Source organism: Shimazuella sp. NTD248 (genome assembly GCF_059510395.1).
In genome coordinates, this window is sequence record NZ_JCAJZT010000002.1 from 413650 (window position 1) to 431313 (window position 17664).

The window sequence follows — 17664 nt, forward strand, 5'->3', positions numbered from 1 at the left end:
TTATTCTTAGGGAGATTCGCTATCTCGATGCTCTGTTCCATCCGAAATCCCTCCTGTTGCTAATGTCATGAGCTCTTCTAGTGTCGTTTCATTTGTCCTTCTCTCTGCAATAAATCTGCCATCATATAACACGAGTATTCGATCGGCAACTGTCAATAGTTCATTTAGCTCACTTGTAAAGTACAAAATACCCTTTTTCTCTTCTGCCAATTTGGAGATGATCGAAAAAACATCTACTTTCGCTCCAATGTCAATGCCTTTTGTCGGTTCATCAAAAAGGTAGATAGAAGCATCCGTATTCAACCACCTTCCAATGGATACCTTTTGTTGATTACCTCCACTGAGAAGCCCAACTGATTGTTTGGAAGAGGAAGTTCGAATACTTAATTGTTCAATCACTTTTTCTGCTAATAGTCGTTCTTTACGCCAATCTAGCCATCCTGCTCGGGTAATCTTATCGATATGTGGCAAGGAAAGATTTTGGTCTATCGGAAAATCAACCAATACCCCTTCTTTACGCCTCTCTTCTGGAATGAGACAAATTCCCGCTTCGATTGCTTTTTGTGGATGTTTTATTTTCCAAGGCTTTGCTTTAATCGTAACAAGACTATAACTTTGATCTTGCCCTGCTAGAGCTCTAGCAATCTCTGTTTTTCCTGCCCCTACTAAACCAGCTATACCTAAAACTTCCCCTTCGTGCAAAGTAAAAGTGACCGATTTATCTAGTTTAGGAACAAAAAATTGCTGAACTTTGAGCAAAGGAGTAGTCCTTTGTTGAGGTGTTTTCTCTTGAATTGCTAACAACTGTTTACCGAGCATTGCTTCTACAATTTGATCATCCGTTAATTCCGATACTTTACTTTGCAGCACGGTTCGTCCTTCTCGCAATACCGTTACTCGATCACAGATAGCACGAATTTCAGGCAAGCGGTGTGTTATAAAAACAATTCCTACTCCACTATCTTTTAAACGGCTCATGAGCTGAAACAATGCTTTTGTTTCTACTTCACTCAGTGGTGCAGTTGGTTCATCTAGAATAAGAAATTGCACATTTCTAGCCAATGCTTGGGCGATTACGATTTGCTGTTTTTCACTTAATCTGCATTCGGATACCAATCGATCCATGGAAATATTTAATCCAACTCGCTCTAGCCATTCTTTTGCTCGTTTTTTTCGCTTCTGTCTACTGAAAAATGCAGTACCTTGTACCAATTCATGTATACTCACGTTTTCCGCTACTGTAAGTTCAGGAAATAATGCTGTATCCACTTCCTGTACAACAATACCGATTCCAGCATCGATTGCTTGATGTGGAGAAGAGAGCGAAACCCGTCGCTCTCCTATCTTTATTTCTCCACTATCGCTTTGAAGTTGACCAGACAAAATTTTTACCAATGTACTCTTTCCAGCTCCATTCACTCCTAATAAAGCATGAATCTCACCTTTATGAACATTAAAATCTACTTTTTGGAGCACTTTATTCTCATGAAAAGATTTGACAATGCGTTTCATCTGGAGTGTCATTTTTTATTCGCCTCAACTAACTTGTCCATCCAAGGGGATGTAGCCGTTTTGGTAGCGCCCCACTCTGGGATGTATTTCCCTAATTGACCCATTGTTACAGCTTGACTAGGTAGATTCTTCTTTTCAACCAAATGAGGTTGTACACTAAATACTTGGGGAATAGTTTCTCCCGCTATTTTTTGATAGAGGAATCGAACTTGAATTTTCCCCATCTCCGATGGATCAGTTGCTGTTGATGCTACCCATGGACTGTTTTTCTGCTGGATTAACTGCAAATCCTCATCGCTTAAATCGATTCCATATACTTTGATTTCTGTTCTTCCTGCTTGTTGAATTGCTCTAGTAACTCCTTTTGCAAATTCATCCCAAGGAGCAAATACAGCGTCAATTTGACCTTTTGGATATTTTTGCAAAATAGCTTCCATCTGCGTTTGTGTATCAAGTGCAGTGTTATTAGAAGCATTTCCGAATTTAGCAATCTCTTTAATCTCTGGATAACGTTGTTTAAACGCGTTATAGATCACATTACGGTTTTCCATCGGAGCAAATCCGCCAACCCAAACGTAGACAATGTTCCCTTTTCCATTGAGGTCTTGCGCAAGGGTACGAAGGGAATTCCAAGCTAAGGAGTAGTCATCTTGATCGATAACGGTAACACCAGGGATGCGTAGATCACTATCAAAAGCAATGACTGGAATACCTGCTGCTATTGCTTTTTTTACACTTGGAAGGAGTGCGTCCGCACGACCATGATCCAACAATATACCATCCACTTTTTGACTTACTGCATTATCGATATAAGAGGCCATTTTCGCAAGATCATTATCAGCATTATATACTTGCACTTCTCCTCCAAATTGTTTTACTTGTGCTTGTACTCCTGCAATATATTGACTAGAAAACGTACCGATAGACAATTGCGATATAGCTGCTATTTTTAGAGGCTTTTTTAATTTTTCTGGGATTGCTGTGTTCTTACTTTGGCTGGTAGATGATGTAGAAACAGAATTATTATTCGTCGATTGGTTTACTTGGTTTTGTTCGTTAGAGCAAGCGGTCAATGCTAAGATCGAGATGAGTAGAAAAATAAGCCATTTCGTACGTTTCATGACACCGTCTCCTTTGTTATCTGCTCTATAAGATTGTCTAAGTTGTTCGGGGAGAAAATCCCTTGTTCGGTAATAATTGCCTTAATATAATCTGCTGGTGTAACATCAAACGCTGGATTGAAGACTTTGGTAGAAAGCGGTGCCAATAGTGCATCCCCAATTCGAGAGATTTCTTCGCCAGAGCGTTCTTCAATCGGTATATCCTTACCAGAAGCTGTATCTATATCAAATGTGGACAGCGGTGCTGCCACATAAAATGGTATATTCAAAGCTTTAGCTTGAATGGCAAGACCAAAAGTGCCTATTTTATTGGCAATATCACCATTTCTAGCAACCCGGTCACATCCAACTATCACTGCATCTATCCTTTTGGTTTGCATCGTGTGTGCAGCCATGCTGTCCGTAATCAATGTCACATCAATATCTGCTTGCTGCAATTCCCATGTTGTCAAACGTGCTCCTTGCAAAAGCGGTCGGGTTTCACATGCATAGATGTGAAGATTCCATCCTTGTTCTTTTGCTATATAAAAAGGAGCTAAAGCGGTGCCATATCTTGCTGTCGCTATACTACCCGCATTACAAATCGTCATGATATTTTGTTCGTCGGCAAACAATGTCAACCCATGTTCACCAATCTTTCGGCAAGTTGCTTCATCTTCCGCTTGGATTTTCAAAGCTTCCGCTTCCATCACTTGTTTTGCTTCGGAAACACTACTCACCTTTTCTGCTTGATTTGCAACGCGATCTAAAGCCCACTTCAGATTAATTGCAGTAGGACGTGAGCTTGCCAACTGAGACTTCGCGCGGCGCAGTGCATCGAGAAAGCTAGGAAAATCAGATGCTTTCCAGTCATTTGCCCATACTACAAGTCCAAAGGCCGCTGCTATGCCAATAGCTGGCGCACCTCTCACTTGTAGACGCTGAATGGCATGCCAAACATCATTGAGAGAAGAAAGTCGAACGTATTCCATTTTTTGTGGCAATAAACGCTGATCCAACAATGAGATATGATCTTTCTTATAAATTACGGATGTAACTCCCACTTTCTGCTCTACAACTGTCATGTTAACGATTCCTCCACCCAAGCGAGAAAAGTATGGATATCTTTTAACTTTCCTCTATTTTTAATCAATACAGCTCCTACAGTCAGTGCTTTTTGTTTTAAGTCAATTTGAACTGGTGCATCATCAATCGAATTTAGATCAGCAACTTGTGCCAGACCAATCGTTCTACGCACTACTTCACAACCTGTAAAACCGAGTGTATCTTGCCAAACTTTTTCAAGAAATGCTTCGGCTACACCATCAATGCTTGAAAAAGTAAAATGTCCTTTTGTCTTGCAAAGTTCTAAAAATTGAGTGGCAAACGTTTCCCATGTTTGCTTGCTTGTATCTAATAGATACTTGCGAAAAGCCTGCAAATCTTCCATTTTTTGGAGGTGAGCTTCTTGAGAAATATAATTCAACAACAGATTAGCAAAGAAAGAACCTAGATCAAAACCAATAGGACCAACAAAAGCAAATTCTGGATCGATCACCTTAGTAGAATCTTTGGTAACGAAAATACTTCCGGAGTGGAGGTCACCATGAAGCAAAGCCTCTGCTTCTGTGAGGAATTGCAGTTTGAGTTTGGCTGCCTCGCGTTTTAACTCTTCATCTTGCCAAAACTTCACTACAAAAGGTCTTATTTCATCAGAAATCTCATTCGTATCATGATCAAAGAATGGATCAGTAAAAACGAGATCTTCCGTAATTTTGCATAATTCTGGATTCAGGAAATCTTTAACCAAGGCTTTCTTGGTAAATGGATGTAAATAAAAATCACTAGTATGAAATAATGTTTGCGCAGTAAACGTACCAATATGTTTTCCGAGCTCAGGATACTGATTGCCAGCTATCCATCCAGAGCGAAGAATATCATGAGAAGATAAATCTTCCATCACGGTATAAGCTAAGTCTTGATCATGATCATAAACAACGGGAACTAACTCAGGAACCACTTCTCCTGCTTTTTGCAAGGATAAGTATTCGATTTTTGCCCGATCTAATGTAAGAGGCCAACTCTCTCCTACTACTTTTGCATAAGGTAATGCTTGCTTTACAATCAAAGACTTACTTGTCTTTGGTTCTCGAAGGTGAAACACATAATTGAGATTTCCATCTCCAACCTCCGATACTTCCAATTGTTTTACATTTTCAAAATACTGGAGCTGTTCTACTACAGATCGAACCGTATCAACCGTTAGTGCTCGATACGAACGCTCCTGAGTTGTTGTCATCTATGACCACTCCTTTTTTCTGGCAAAATCAAAAAACCTCTTTCTGTAAGAAAGAGGCTCGGAATAGTCCAAACCTCTTATCTTACAGAACGAACAACGTCCTGTTGGAATTAGCACCGTGCCTTGCGTGGGTTTATTCCACGGCCCATAAGAAAAACATGAGCCCCATCTTGCGATGGTATTACGGTCGGTTGCTGGGCTTCATCGGGCCATTTCCCTCCACCTACTCTTGATAAGAGATGCACAGCTTTATATTTTTGTTTATCCAATGTTTTTGAATAAGTACTATCTCAGAATAGTAAAGGCTTATTTTGTATTTGTCAATAAAAAGTCTTTTTTAAACAAAAAGTTTTTGACAGTTATTCGGCTAAATTGTAGCATAAGATAATTAGATACAAACTAGGAAGTGGAAAAATTGCAAACATTTCAATATGCTGATCGACTACAGTCATTACCCAAACAATTTTTTGCCAAATTGGTAGCTGATGTTAATCGATATGTGCAAGCAGGAAAAGATGTCATCAATCTCGGTCAAGGAAATCCTGATCTCCCTACTCCTGATCATATTATTCATTCCTTACAATTAGCAGCTGAAAATCCACAATTTCACAAGTATTCTCCGTTCCGTGGATTTACTTTTCTCAAAGAAGCAATTGCTGCCTACTATCAACGAGAATATCATGTATCACTCGATCCAGAAACAGAAGTAGCCATTCTTTTTGGCGGAAAAGTAGGATTAGTAGAAATCGCACAATGTTTTTTAAATCCAGGAGATGTCGCATTGGTACCTGATCCCGGGTATCCTGATTATTGGTCAGGAATTGCCATGTCAGGAGCCCATATGGAAATGATGCCACTTTTAGCAGATAATCAATTTCTCCCTGACTTTCATCAAATATCTCAAGATATTTTAGAACAAGCAAGACTAATGTTTTTAAATTATCCTAACAATCCAACTGCTGCAATTGCAACACCAGAGTTTTTTGTCGAAACCGTAAAACTTGCAACGCAAAACAGTATTTGTGTGGTTCACGATTTTGCATATGGAGCAATTGGTTTTGATGGACAAAAACCACTAAGTTTCTTACAAACTCCAGGTGCAAAAGAAATTGGAATTGAGATCTATACGTTGAGTAAGACCTATAATATGGCAGGTTGGCGGGTTGGATTCGCACTTGGAAATAGATCTGTCATTCAAGCGATTGAACTGCTGCAAGATCATTTTTATGTCAGTTTGTTTGGGGCTATTCAGCAGTCAGCAGTTACTGCTCTTTTAGAATCCCAAGACTGTGTGAAAGAATTGGTTCAAACGTATGAAAATCGCAGAAATACCTTTATTTCCGGTCTAACACAAATAGGATGGAATGTCCCTCAGCCAAAAGGTTCTTTCTTTTGCTGGCTTCCAGTACCTTCTGGGTATACATCCACTACTTTTGCGGCAAAACTTTTAGATCAGGCACATATTGCCGTCGCCCCAGGCATAGGGTTTGGAAAAGCGGGAGAAGGCTATGTTCGAGTAGGTTTGCTCACAGATGAAAAACGATTGGAAGAAGCAGTTTACCGATTGGATCAGTTGGCATTATTTCATTGACAAAAAAATCATATTCATTCATAATCGTACTAACTGTTGCATATAAAATGAAACATTCTCTTATCAAGAGCAGGCGGAGGGACAAGCCCTATGAAGCCCGGCAACCGATTTACCCAATAGGTAGAAACGGTGCTAATTCTTACAGTTTTCAAACTGAAAGATAAGAGGAAGTGGCGTAAACTATTCCCCCTTCCTCTTGGAAGAGGGTTTTTCACTTTTTTTGATAGAGGAGGGATAAGGTATGGGTGCGGCAACTGCAACTTATTTAGTACCAAACAAGGGAAATATACTAGAAAAAGCAGAACAAATCGCCCTTGGACTAACTGTCGGTTCATGGACAAACTTACCTGAGGTAGATCAAACACAACTGGCGAAACACAAAGGAGAAGTCATTTCTGTAAATGAAATCTCTGACGATCAAAGTCTGATCACTATTTCTTATCCAGCGGTCAACTTTTCCGCTGATATTCCTGCCATCCTCACAACTGTATTTGGGAAATTATCCCTTGATGGAAAAGTAAAGCTAGTAGATCTCGATTTCACACCAGAATTAGAAGGGCGTTTTCCTGGACCTACCTTTGGAAACCTAGGTGTTCGCAATCTACTAGAAGTTTCGGATCGACCATTGTTGATGAGTATTTTTAAAGGCATTCTCGGCAGAGACCTAACTTTCTTCAAACAGCAACTACGAGCACAGGCACTTGGCGGTGTTGATATCGTAAAAGACGATGAGATCTTATTCGACAACCCAGCTACACCTTTTGAGCAACGAATCGATGCTGCCAAAAAAATACTTCAAGAAACCGAACACGAAACAGGAGAAACGACATTATATGCTGTAAATCTTACTGGTCGTTCTACTGAACTATTGGAAAAAGCAAAAAGAGCAGTCCAGCTAGGAGCCACCGCATTGTTGTTCAATGTGTTTACATATGGCTTGGACACGTTGCAAGCGTTAGCAGAAGACAAAGATATCTGTATCCCTATTTTGGCACATCCCGCGTTTGGTGGTGCAGTGACTGCATCTGCTCACTATGGAGTAAGCGCACCATTGTGGTATGGGAAATTATTGCGCGCAGCAGGCGCTGATTTGGTCCTATTTCCGTCACCTTATGGAAGTGTGGCACTCGAAAAAGACGCAGCTTTAGGGATAGCACGAGAACTGACTTCCCCACATGAAACATGGAAAAGAGCACTGCCTGTACCATCTGCTGGAATCCATCCAGCGCTTGTTCCAAAGCTGATCGAGGATTTTGGGGTGAATACTGTGATCAATGCCGGCGGCGGCGTACATGGACATCCAGACGGTGCATCTGCTGGTGGAAAAGCATTTCGGCAAGCTATCCAAGCTGTTCAAAAAGGCATTCCGCTAAAAGAAGCAGCCCAAACACACCATGAACTTGCAGCAGCACTTCAACTATGGGGTGATACAGGAAAATGAGCAAACAACCGATTATCTTTTGTGATTTTGATGGAACAATCACTCAATCTGATAACATCGTATCCATTATGAAACACTTTGCCCCTCCACAATGGGAAACACTCAAAGACAAAGTGTTAAGCCAAAGCCTATCTGTCAAAGAAGGTGTAGGCAAAATGTTTTCCTTGTTACCAAGTACGCTCAAAGAAGAAATCATCCAGTATGTAAAAGAAATTGGTATTATTCGAGATGGATTTGCTGAATTTGTTGCCTTCACAAAAAAACAGAATATCCCTCTTTATATCGTTTCTGGCGGCATTGATTTTTTTGTATATCCGATCTTAGATCGCTATATAGATCGAGATCTCATTTACTGTAATGCAAGTGATTTTTCGAAGGAAGAAATTGAAATTATTTGGCCACATGTCTGTGATACCCATTGTTCCAATGATTGTGGATGTTGCAAACCTTCCATTCTACGCCAATTTGACGGCACGAAATACGAGAAAATCGTCATCGGGGATTCAATCACAGACTTACAAGCTGCCAAACTTGCTGATCGTGTTTATGCAAGAGATTTCTTAAGCAAAAAATGTGAAGAATTACAAATACCTTATACTCCATTTGAACAATTCACAGAAATTATCCAAGATTTAAAAGGGGTTAAGTCAGTATGAGTCTCTTACTAACACGCCTTGAAGAAATCTCATCGATCAAGCAAGAATTGGCTGAAAGAAACTGGTTTCCCGGCACCAGTGGCAACCTATCGATTAAGGTAACTACTAACCCTACTACCTTTTTGGTCACTGCAAGCGGTAAAGATAAAACAAAGCGTACACCTGATGATTTTATATTGGTCGATGAACAAGGAAATCCAGTAGAAGAAACGAATACAAAAGTCTCTGCTGAAACAGCATTACATGTGGAGGTATATAAACGCACGAGTGCTGGATGTTGCTTACATGTCCATACTGTCGACAATAATATTATCTCTGAAATCTACGGTGACCAAGGACAAGTTGTGATCCGCAATCAAGAGCTGATTAAAGCATTTGGTATTTGGGAACAAGATGCCCAAATTGTAGTACCCATTATCGAAAACCTTGCTGATCTTAAAGCACTAGCTGCTTTGTTTGGCAATGCTATCCGACCTCCAGTTCCCGGCGTACTGATTCGAAATCATGGTATTACGGCTTGGGGCAAAAATGGATTTGAAGCAAAAAAGCATTTAGAGGCCTTCGAGTTCCTCTTCTCCTATCAAGTAAAATTACAAATGATAGTTTCATCTAAAATCCAATACATTTAGGAGTGTGTTAACATGGCACAGTTACGTTTTCATGACAACGAAGAACGTGTTTCCAATCAACAAGCAGTGAGTAAGTATTTGGAAAGCCAAGGCGTCATCTATGAACATTGGAACATTACAAAGCTTCCTAACCACCTTCAAGAAAAATATGATCTATCAGACAGCGAAAAAGCAGAGATTATCCAAACTTTTCGAGTAGAAATCGATGATTTATCTGCACGTCGTGGTTATGCGACAGAAGATGTTATCTCTTTATCTCCAAATACTCCAAATCTAGATGAGTTGCTGAACAATTTCCTTAAAGAACACCATCATACTGATGATGAAGTTCGTTTTATTGTAAGTGGTCATGGTATTTTTGCAATCCAAGGGCCGAACGGACGATTCGTCGATGTAGAGTTAGAACCTGGAGACCTCATTTCCGTACCGGAAAACTACCGCCATTATTTTACTTTAATGGAGGACAAACAAGTAGTAGCTGTTCGGATTTTTAAAGGAAAAGAAGGCTGGGTTCCCATTTATGAAAAACAGAACTGAGTATTTCACTCAGTTCTGTTTTTCATAATACATCTCTTTTTGGTACTACTAGATAAGAGAATCTTGCAAATAGAGATAACGACACGTTCACTGGTACTACCTTAAATAGAACAATTCGACTACAAACAATTTTATCTACACCAATAATATCCATCTTGACACTCCATACGGCTATATCCGTAGGATTCTTGGGACGATAGACTCTTGACTATTTCATTACCAAGCTAACCCCGTGTGTCCCACGGTTTATGTATGTTGATTTCCTCTTTGCCGCGACAACTTGGTTTTCGTCTGAAGCGACTAGACATATATTACCATGCGAATATTTGTTTGTAAAGTTATTTTTTCAAAGGTTGGATTGGTGAAGGAAAACTCCTTCTCCTCGTCCAACGATCACTTTCACCCCACGAGTTAAACCATGGATTTTCTCGCTCGCAATGATATTGATATTTTCAAAATCATCCACACAATAAGCCTCATATCCATTTTTGGTTAACATCGACTGCAAACGACTACTAATTTCCTTATCATCTTCTACAATGAGTATGGTGTTCAAAAAATCACTCCTGCTCCACTTTGCTAATATTATATAAAAAACCTGAGCCGGAAAGCTCAGATTTTGGTCTGTTTCTCTTCTCTTATTCTATTGAAACGATTTTTCATAAACTTCGCAGTCCACTCATCTACTCCCCAATAGAAAAAGGACAACACAATCGAACCATATAATACAATTTGACTGAGTATTTTAAACTCTGGTAAGTCCAAAAAGATACCTTTATCCAAAAAGTAATAATATACCAATAGGAAGGTAGAGACAATAATAAGCAGTAGATGAACCCACCGCTTCCATTCACCAGCCCTGATCAAAACTCCATCAACAATCAAACTTACCACAGTCATGAGCAGCGTGATGGAGATAACGATCATCACAGTAGCGCTGATCCCAATCCATACAGCAGGGCCTCCAAAGATGAGACTTGCTCCAAAACCACTTAGCAATCCTATAATCGTTATCAAACCAAATACAATGAGTTTACGAATGAAAGTATACCAAATGTGTTTCCCCATAATTTCCCCTTCTTATAATTTTGCTTCTACTTCTTGTATGTTCCCAAATATTAGCATACAAAAATGACGCTTTTATTTTACCATTAATTGGAATAATTCGACTTATTTTTAGTGAAGGGACTCCCCTCTCTTTTTAGACTAGATTTTTAAACATGACTACATGCAGTCCAATGGGGTCGATTTCAAATACTTCCCCATGCTCCTGGAAACCCATATGTGCATAATAATCCTTTACGTTATAACGTGCATTACACCAAAGTAAATCGCAGTTTTTTTCTTTTAATAGTAATTCCGCATGGGCCATTAACATACTCCCTGCTTTTTGACGGCGATAATTTGGATCGGTGGCCATTCCACGCAGTTGATAAGGAAGATCTCCACCTAGCCCCGGATAAGAAGCATGCAGAAAAGTACCTATGCTAATTAATTTTCCTTCCCAAAATACACCTAGATGAATAGTAGAATTGTCTTCGTCGCCTTTATACATGCAATCTTCTATCGATTGGTTAGGTCGTAAAATTGTGTGTCGCAAATGGTATGTATCACTCGATTTAATGTGTCTAATAGTTAGCATGCTTGGCTCCTAATCCATAGATTTTATAGTATTATAACTCACTGTTCCAATCGCATAACAACTATTAATAAATATTACTATTAGGAAATGAAAATCTCTTTTCATTTTCGTGACTTTTCCGTTTTATTATTCTTTTTTTGTATATAATAATACAATCTGCTAAGGAGGACTAGTATAAAACATGTGTTATTATATCTCTTTCGCTGTTAAATCCAACACCCATCATAAGGCGTATATGATGCTATCTTCTAATTTAGAGCTTCTTCCAAACAGAAATAAATCTTTCCGAGCACTTGTCCCCCATACTTTTCAAACATACTTTCTGACTACAGAAGTATGTTCTTGTGAACTTTATGAAAAAACAGAAAATCAAATGTACGGATTTCGGGCAGATGTCCTGAACTATTTTAACAGATTAGCGAAATACACGAAAAATATATTTATTCATATTCACTTTTTTCGAAGTGAAATTGAAACGGAAACTCTCCCCATTACCCATACGGAGCACATAAGTCTTAAGAAAATGATGACCACCCAAATGAACCAAGATTGCTTATATCAAATATTATTAGATGAAACCTAAATATCAAACGTAGAGTAGAAAATTAACTTCCAGGCGATTATTATTGATCACCTGGAAGGTCTCATTCTCATCAGTCTATCTACAAAAGCTGTTGCATTATTCAGATGTGCACCTCAGACAAGGGCACAAGTCTCGCTACGTCGCTGTGCCCCTAGTCTCGCTTTGAGTGGGTGGAGCGTCCTTTGTGTTTTTTCAACAACAGACGCGAAACACTCACATCAAGCGACTTTATCCTGTGCTCAATCTTATTTATGCAACAACCTCTACAATATAAAAAACTCGGCCAATATCCAATGCTTTGTTCAAATTATTTCTTTCTTATTTTTAATAGATCATATTGTTCCATAATCCCTTTAAACAATAAAGAGGCGGGAGAAAGCTCTGTGTATTTTTCAATCGCTTCTTCAATGCCTAATTCAATAATAGTATTTTGAACTTGAACAGCCTCTCTATCATTTGAAAAATCATATAAAAAGGCAGCTGCAATTCCTTTTAATAAAAACACCGGTTCTCTTCCCATAATTTCTAAATATTGCCTCGCTGGGCTGACAAGACGGTCATTTGAACCTAACTTTCGAATAGGAGAACGCCCTACCCGTGTTACCTCATCGACAATAAAAGGATTTTGAAAACGTGAAATGATTTTGTGAATGTAATTCGTGTGTTCGTTCGAGTTGAATCCATATTTTTGAATGAGAAACTCTCCGCTTTCTTCTAAAGCTCCTTCCACCAGTCTGCTAACTTGTGGATTTTCCATTGCTTGAGTAATTGTCTCCATTCCAAATAAATAACCTAGGTACGCTGCCAATGCATGTCCTGTGTTTACTGTAAATAGTTTTCTTTCTATATACGGTACAAGGTCTGGTACATACGTAATTCCATTAATCGGTGGTTTTTCACTCACTATTTTCGTCTCATCTACCACCCACTCATAGAAAGATTCTACTTTAACCATGAGTTTGTCTTCATTTACTTGATTAGGTACAATCCGATCAACTGCTGAATCTGGGAAACCAAATTGCCGGCTGAATTGTTCTCTGCCCTTTTCAGGTATAATTTCATAAACTTTTTCTTTTAGCAGAGAAGTTCCACCAATCATATTCTCACAAGCGATAATATTGAGAGGCTTTTCTGATTGTTCCATCCGTTTGCACAATCCATCCGCAATTAAATTGGCGATTAAAGGGAGTATGGTGGGGCCAATGGCAGTTGTTACAAGATCTGCTTTCGCAATAGCCTCTATTACTTTCTCTGGGTTACGTTCACTATTGATCGCTCTAACCTTTTTAATCATAACTTCTTTTTGAGAGGGCTCTGCAAGCACAACACGGTATTGTTTTTTCTTATTTATTGTATTTACCATTTCCTCATTCACATCAATAAAACACGTTTCGTATCCGGAATGATATAATAAATTGCCAATAAATCCTCTACCGATATTTCCTGCACCAAAATGGACTGCCAGCATGTTAGTTCACCTCTTCAAAAATGGACATTATTTCTTCTGGAGTTTTTGCTGCAACTAGTTTCTCAATATTTTCTTCTTCGGAACAAACGATAGCAATTTGCGATAAGATCTCTATGTGTTCATCATTTTTCCCTGCAATACCAATAAGCAGTTTTACCATGTTTCCTGCACCAAAATCTACACCTTGAGGAACTTGAACAAAAGATATTCCCGATTCTTTTACAAATTGCTTCGAGTCCTCTGTACCATGAGGTATTGCCACAAAATTCCCCATGTAGGTAGAGGTCAATTTTTCTCTTTCCAACATTTTCTCAATATAGTCTGCATCCACATATTGTTTTTCCACGAGGATACTCCCTGTTAATCGAATAGCTTCTTCCTTTGTTACAACATGTTGATTTAATAAAATGTTTTCTGTTGATAAAATTGATCTTGACATCTTATTCACTCCTAGGTTGCTTTCTTTTTTCATCTAAAAAAAGGTCAAATCTTGTGATCAGAAGATTGGTCACTTTTTTTGCTTCATTGGATTGAAAAATAGAGATGTTTTCATCGTTTTCAATTAACATCGAGCTAATATGACTCAACACTTCCAATCCTTGTTCAGACAATTCTAAAGGGGATAAGAGCAAAATAAGTGATTCCATCTTCACGATATCCATATCCATCCCCTCCACCTCAATTGGCTCATGTAACCTATAAATCGAGAGATTAGGTTCTAAAATATGAGATGATCGTGTATGGAATAAACCCATTGCTGTCCCTGGAATACCCAATGCTCCTGCTCTCTGTCTTTCCAGTATTTCTCTTACGATCCTATCAGGATGTTCGATTTTCCGCAGTTCAAAAAGTCTCTTGCAGGCTTGATATAAAATCTTTTCTATTGATTGGTGTGAATTTAGATTAATTAATTCGAAACCTTCCAGAATGACCGCGATTGTATTTGCATATTCTTTCATATTTTTCATTTCCTTTATAAATGAGGATCTATTTTTAATAGGTAATTCCCCACGAAAAGAAACAGAAAATGCCCTTTCTGAACCATGTACCATTTTATATTGGTTGATATAGGAACGAATTCGATGGATCTCTTCATTTGTTAAAAAGGGAGAAACAACAATATGTTCCAAATCAATATCTGGAAGGGGGATCGTTGAAATGACTAACTGGTAGTCGTGATCTTTTTTCATCTTCTTATATTCCATTGCAGAAATATTGTCGATTTGTTTCAACTCAGGAAACTCTTTTTGTAATTTAGTTGCTAATAGTTTTGAAGTCCCAATTCCACTTGAACAAATGACTAGTGTCTTAAGATACACATCATACTTATTTCCCATCATGGCAGCACCAAAATGCATAACAATATAGCCTATTTCCTCATCCGGAACGAGTAAATCATCAAATACCGTACCCATTGCTTGTTTCACTAGAGAAAAGAGTTCAACATAATCTCGCTTGATTTTATCCAGTAAAGGGTTGCTAATTCTCATTTTTTGCTTCATCCGAAATAATGCCGGTTTTAAATGTAGTACCAAACCTTCAAATAAAGAGTGGTTTTTTGATAAGTCAACTCTTGTATGTTTTCCAATAAAATCAATGAGATTCTTTGCTTTAATGGCAACCTCCATGCTCGAATCCTCGATTAAATATTCCTGGTCATGCCTTACTTTTGCACCCTTTAAATGCATCGTAATGTAAGCGATCTCTGCTTCTGGTATGTTCATTTGAAAAAAATGTTCCAATTCAACTCCTATTTTTTTCGCAAATGCATATTCTTTTGTGGCCTGTTGTATTTTTAAATAAGATGGATCAATAGCAATAGCTTCACCTTTTTGAATCCGCTCCAATGCGAGTGCCAAATGTACAACCAATCCAATAAAGGCACTGTCTGCCATAGTAAAAGGTAATTCTTGTACAATGGACTCCACTATTTTTTCTACCATGATTAGCTTTTTCTTTTCTACTAGACCCATCAGTCTTTCTGAAATCATATTGATTTGTGATGTGGATTTTTTTTGGATATTTCCACGAGTCAAAGATAAAATTTCGGACTCATCGAGATATTCGGAGATGAGATAGCTCATTGCTCTCCTTTTTGCTTCTTCTTCCCCTGTGATCTCTACTCCATACCCTCTTCTTCTTATGAGTGATAACCCAAAGGTCTGTAATTTTCCCTCCAATTTGGTCAAGTCTGCACTCACTGTGGCAATCGTCACATTTAGGTCGTTTGCAAGACCTAAAAGCTTCACTGGACCATTGGCTTCTAGCAGCTCACACAAGATAATAGTTTTTCGTTCATCAGGAGTATATTCCGTATGAAAAAGACTGAACAGAAATAGTTCCAATTCACGAACTTTGGTCGTATCTCCTGTTATATTGATGCCAACACCTGATTTTTTTTCTAATGTAAGATTATATTCCCGTAAGATATCAGCTACATTCTTTAAATCCCGATGAATCGTCCTTTCACTAACCTTGATTTGATCAGCGAGATTTCGAACGGTTATTTCCTCTTTATTGGATAACAAAATTTCAAGCAGCTGTCGTTCTCTTGCTGATATATACAAATCTCTCACTCCGATTTATAGTTTCATGATTTATAATCTTATGTTGTTGACAAAATCGAAATGATATACAATCTATTTTCATTCTAATGCTCCTTCCTTGTTGTTAGAAGCAAAGATAAACACAATTTCGTCCAAGCAATTGTTGACAAAAATAAAAAGAAGCACTGGGCTTCTTTTTTTAACTTTTATTTTTTTAATGAATTTACTAGCTCATCGTACTTTGGACTATTCAAGAAGTTTTCTACTGAAATATGAGTAGCATTTGGCAATTTAGCAATTGCTCGATCTGTTAAGTCTTTATGAGTAACAACTATATCTGCATCGGAAGGAAGGTTATTAATTGCAGTGTTGGTGACGAATATATCCAAACCTTCTTTTTGTATTTTTTTCCGCAATATCGAAGCCCCCATTGCACTGGAACCCATTCCTGCATCACACGCGAACACAATTTTGTCTACTTTATCTGGAGTAACAGTTTCTGGTTGATTTTTGGTTAATACAGACGAAATAGAACTTTTCTTCCCTTTCATGTGTTCCATTTTCTCAGTTGCCGAAGTTAAATCTTCATCTGCTGCTTTGCTTGTCCTTAAAATAAGGGAAGCAACTAGAAATGTTACTACAGCAGCTACCAGTACTCCAGCAAGTACTCCAAAGTATCCACCTTTTGGTGTCATTGCAAGATATGCAAAAATACTGCCAGGTGATGGCGCAGCGACAAGCCCTGCATGGAAAAGCGTAAATGTAAAGGTACCACTTACACCACCGGCAATTACTGCTATAAGCAGCATTGGTTTCATTAAAATATATGGGAAGTAGATTTCATGAATTCCACCAAAAAAATGAATAATTGCTGCTCCCGGAGCCGTTTGTTTTGCGGTTCCTCTTCCAAATAATACATAAGCAAGTAAGATTCCTAAACCAGGGCCAGGATTGGATTCCAACATGAATAGAATCGATTTCCCTGTTTGAGCAGCTTGTTCTACTCCAAGTGGACTCAAGATTCCATGGTTTATTGCGTTATTCAAAAATAAAATCTTTGCAGGTTCAATAATGATATTTGCTAGGGGAAGGATATGATGATTAACAGCAAATTGCACACCAGATGCTAAAATTTTGCTTAGTCCTTCCACAATAGGACCGACACCCTTAAATGCAAGTAGAGTTAATGCACTTCCTAATATACCAGCAGAAAAATTATTCACTAGCATTTCAAAACCAGATTTAACTTTTCCTTCGATTAGCTTGTCAAATTTTTTAATGAGATATCCTCCAAGAGGACCCATCAACATTGCGCCTAGAAACATAGGGATATCTGTTCCGACAATGACACCCATAGTAGCTGTTGCTCCCACTACACCACCGCGAGTATCATATACCAATCGACCACCAGTAAAACCGATTAATAAAGGCAACAAGTACGTAATCATTGGACTGACTAATTTGGCTAATGCTTCGTTCGGAAGCCAGCCGGTTGGAATAAATAAAGCAGTAATGATACCCCAAGCAATAAATGCACCAATATTAGGCATCACCATCCCACTCAAATAGCTACCAAATTTTTGAATTCTCACTTTCAAGTTGGATGTATTATCAACGGAATTTACCATTTTTCTCTACTCCTTTCTAATGTGAAATGCTT

General features: G+C 38.4%; 17 protein-coding genes and 2 riboswitches. Of the genes, 6 read left to right on the forward strand and 11 right to left on the reverse strand.

Features of this window, described 5'->3' with window-relative positions; genetic code table 11:
* Nucleotides 1-6: 6 nt before the first annotated feature.
* The 4 genes from AC5WOE_RS06755 to mtnK are packed head-to-tail and all read right to left on the reverse strand — an operon-like array spanning nt 7 to nt 4911.
* Nucleotides 7-1524, reverse strand: a complete 1518-nt coding sequence (locus AC5WOE_RS06755; RefSeq protein ID WP_496049474.1) for a sugar ABC transporter ATP-binding protein — start codon at nt 1522-1524, stop codon at nt 7-9.
* On the reverse strand, nt 1521-2633 hold the full coding sequence (locus AC5WOE_RS06760; RefSeq protein WP_496049473.1) for a sugar ABC transporter substrate-binding protein: 1113 nt from the start codon (nt 2631-2633) through the stop codon (nt 1521-1523). The genes AC5WOE_RS06755 and AC5WOE_RS06760 overlap by 4 nt, the downstream gene beginning before the upstream one ends.
* Entirely contained in the window at nt 2630-3697 is a 1068-nt protein-coding gene (gene mtnA / locus AC5WOE_RS06765) for an S-methyl-5-thioribose-1-phosphate isomerase (RefSeq protein ID WP_496049472.1), read from the reverse strand. Before mtnA ends, AC5WOE_RS06760 begins: the two co-directional genes overlap by 4 nt.
* Complete coding sequence (gene mtnK / locus AC5WOE_RS06770; RefSeq protein WP_496052192.1) at nt 3694-4911, reverse strand: S-methyl-5-thioribose kinase; 1218 nt, start codon at nt 4909-4911, stop codon at nt 3694-3696. Before mtnK ends, mtnA begins: the two co-directional genes overlap by 4 nt.
* A 74-nt stretch (nt 4912-4985) precedes the next feature.
* Nucleotides 4986-5150, reverse strand: a riboswitch (SAM riboswitch).
* 176 nt (nt 5151-5326) lie between these two features.
* On the opposite strand from mtnK, the gene AC5WOE_RS06775 reads away from it, so the two are divergent.
* The 5 genes from AC5WOE_RS06775 (at nt 5327) to AC5WOE_RS06795 (ending at nt 9765) form a co-directional block, all read left to right on the forward strand.
* Nucleotides 5327-6502: a pyridoxal phosphate-dependent aminotransferase gene (locus AC5WOE_RS06775; RefSeq protein WP_496052193.1), complete on the forward strand. Its 1176-nt coding sequence runs from the start codon at nt 5327-5329 to the stop codon at nt 6500-6502.
* 57 nt (nt 6503-6559) lie between these two features.
* Nucleotides 6560-6669, forward strand: a riboswitch (SAM riboswitch).
* A gap of 74 nt (nt 6670-6743) precedes the next feature.
* Nucleotides 6744-7943: a 2,3-diketo-5-methylthiopentyl-1-phosphate enolase gene (locus AC5WOE_RS06780; RefSeq protein WP_496049469.1), complete on the forward strand. Its 1200-nt coding sequence runs from the start codon at nt 6744-6746 to the stop codon at nt 7941-7943.
* Nucleotides 7940-8599 (forward strand): 2-hydroxy-3-keto-5-methylthiopentenyl-1-phosphate phosphatase, encoded by a 660-nt coding sequence (locus tag AC5WOE_RS06785; protein ID WP_496052194.1) that lies wholly within the window; start codon nt 7940-7942, stop codon nt 8597-8599. The genes AC5WOE_RS06780 and AC5WOE_RS06785 overlap by 4 nt, the downstream gene beginning before the upstream one ends.
* Nucleotides 8596-9228 carry a methylthioribulose 1-phosphate dehydratase gene (locus AC5WOE_RS06790; protein WP_496049467.1) on the forward strand — a complete coding sequence of 211 codons (633 nt, stop codon included), beginning with the start codon at nt 8596-8598 and terminating at the stop codon, nt 9226-9228. The genes AC5WOE_RS06785 and AC5WOE_RS06790 overlap by 4 nt, the downstream gene beginning before the upstream one ends.
* 12 nt (nt 9229-9240) lie before the next feature.
* Entirely contained in the window at nt 9241-9765 is a 525-nt protein-coding gene (locus AC5WOE_RS06795; protein WP_496052195.1) for a 1,2-dihydroxy-3-keto-5-methylthiopentene dioxygenase, read from the forward strand.
* A gap of 346 nt (nt 9766-10111) precedes the next feature.
* Here the strand turns inward: AC5WOE_RS06795 and AC5WOE_RS06800 are convergent, their stop codons facing one another.
* From AC5WOE_RS06800 to AC5WOE_RS06810, 3 genes are all read right to left on the reverse strand, one after another.
* Complete coding sequence (locus AC5WOE_RS06800; RefSeq protein WP_496052196.1) at nt 10112-10321, reverse strand: hypothetical protein; 210 nt, start codon at nt 10319-10321, stop codon at nt 10112-10114.
* A 56-nt stretch (nt 10322-10377) separates the two neighbouring features.
* Nucleotides 10378-10833: a hypothetical protein gene (locus AC5WOE_RS06805; protein ID WP_496049464.1), complete on the reverse strand. Its 456-nt coding sequence runs from the start codon at nt 10831-10833 to the stop codon at nt 10378-10380.
* Between the two features lie 133 nt (nt 10834-10966).
* Nucleotides 10967-11407: a GNAT family N-acetyltransferase gene (locus tag AC5WOE_RS06810; protein WP_496052197.1), complete on the reverse strand. Its 441-nt coding sequence runs from the start codon at nt 11405-11407 to the stop codon at nt 10967-10969.
* Nucleotides 11408-11588: 181 nt separating this feature from the next.
* On the opposite strand from AC5WOE_RS06810, the gene AC5WOE_RS06815 reads away from it, so the two are divergent.
* Complete coding sequence (locus tag AC5WOE_RS06815; RefSeq protein WP_496049462.1) at nt 11589-11990, forward strand: hypothetical protein; 402 nt, start codon at nt 11589-11591, stop codon at nt 11988-11990.
* A 307-nt stretch (nt 11991-12297) separates the two neighbouring features.
* On the opposite strand, the gene AC5WOE_RS06820 is transcribed toward AC5WOE_RS06815, so the two are convergent.
* The 4 genes from AC5WOE_RS06820 to AC5WOE_RS06835 all read right to left on the reverse strand — a co-directional run bounded on the left by AC5WOE_RS06820 (nt 12298) and on the right by AC5WOE_RS06835 (nt 17632).
* Nucleotides 12298-13458 carry a mannitol-1-phosphate 5-dehydrogenase gene (locus AC5WOE_RS06820; RefSeq protein ID WP_496052198.1) on the reverse strand — a complete coding sequence of 387 codons (1161 nt, stop codon included), beginning with the start codon at nt 13456-13458 and terminating at the stop codon, nt 12298-12300.
* A gap of 1 nt (nt 13459) precedes the next feature.
* Nucleotides 13460-13897: a PTS mannitol transporter subunit IIA gene (locus AC5WOE_RS06825; protein ID WP_496052199.1), complete on the reverse strand. Its 438-nt coding sequence runs from the start codon at nt 13895-13897 to the stop codon at nt 13460-13462.
* A gap of 1 nt (nt 13898) precedes the next feature.
* Nucleotides 13899-16025, reverse strand: coding sequence for a BglG family transcription antiterminator (locus AC5WOE_RS06830; RefSeq protein ID WP_496052200.1), 2127 nt, complete (start codon nt 16023-16025; stop codon nt 13899-13901).
* A 185-nt stretch (nt 16026-16210) separates the two neighbouring features.
* Complete coding sequence (locus AC5WOE_RS06835; protein ID WP_496049458.1) at nt 16211-17632, reverse strand: PTS mannitol transporter subunit IIBC; 1422 nt, start codon at nt 17630-17632, stop codon at nt 16211-16213.
* Nucleotides 17633-17664 lie beyond the last annotated feature (32 nt).

What these genes read in the sequence shown, in the direction of transcription:
- AC5WOE_RS06755 (WP_496049474.1), bottom strand. Translation starts at nt 1,524, where the DNA reads ATGACACTCCAGATGAAACGCATTGTCAAATCTTTTCATGAGAATAAA.
- AC5WOE_RS06760 (WP_496049473.1), bottom strand. Translation starts at nt 2,633, where the DNA reads ATGAAACGTACGAAATGGCTTATTTTTCTACTCATCTCGATCTTAGCA.
- mtnA (WP_496049472.1), bottom strand. Translation starts at nt 3,697, where the DNA reads ATGACAGTTGTAGAGCAGAAAGTGGGAGTTACATCCGTAATTTATAAG.
- mtnK (WP_496052192.1), bottom strand. Translation starts at nt 4,911, where the DNA reads ATGACAACAACTCAGGAGCGTTCGTATCGAGCACTAACGGTTGATACG.
- AC5WOE_RS06780 (WP_496049469.1), top strand. Translation starts at nt 6,744, where the DNA reads ATGGGTGCGGCAACTGCAACTTATTTAGTACCAAACAAGGGAAATATA.
- AC5WOE_RS06785 (WP_496052194.1), top strand. Translation starts at nt 7,940, where the DNA reads ATGAGCAAACAACCGATTATCTTTTGTGATTTTGATGGAACAATCACT.
- AC5WOE_RS06790 (WP_496049467.1), top strand. Translation starts at nt 8,596, where the DNA reads ATGAGTCTCTTACTAACACGCCTTGAAGAAATCTCATCGATCAAGCAA.
- AC5WOE_RS06795 (WP_496052195.1), top strand. Translation starts at nt 9,241, where the DNA reads ATGGCACAGTTACGTTTTCATGACAACGAAGAACGTGTTTCCAATCAA.
- AC5WOE_RS06805 (WP_496049464.1), bottom strand. Translation starts at nt 10,833, where the DNA reads ATGGGGAAACACATTTGGTATACTTTCATTCGTAAACTCATTGTATTT.
- AC5WOE_RS06810 (WP_496052197.1), bottom strand. Translation starts at nt 11,407, where the DNA reads ATGCTAACTATTAGACACATTAAATCGAGTGATACATACCATTTGCGA.
- AC5WOE_RS06815 (WP_496049462.1), top strand. Translation starts at nt 11,589, where the DNA reads ATGTGTTATTATATCTCTTTCGCTGTTAAATCCAACACCCATCATAAG.
- AC5WOE_RS06820 (WP_496052198.1), bottom strand. Translation starts at nt 13,458, where the DNA reads ATGCTGGCAGTCCATTTTGGTGCAGGAAATATCGGTAGAGGATTTATT.
- AC5WOE_RS06825 (WP_496052199.1), bottom strand. Translation starts at nt 13,897, where the DNA reads ATGTCAAGATCAATTTTATCAACAGAAAACATTTTATTAAATCAACAT.
- AC5WOE_RS06835 (WP_496049458.1), bottom strand. Translation starts at nt 17,632, where the DNA reads ATGGTAAATTCCGTTGATAATACATCCAACTTGAAAGTGAGAATTCAA.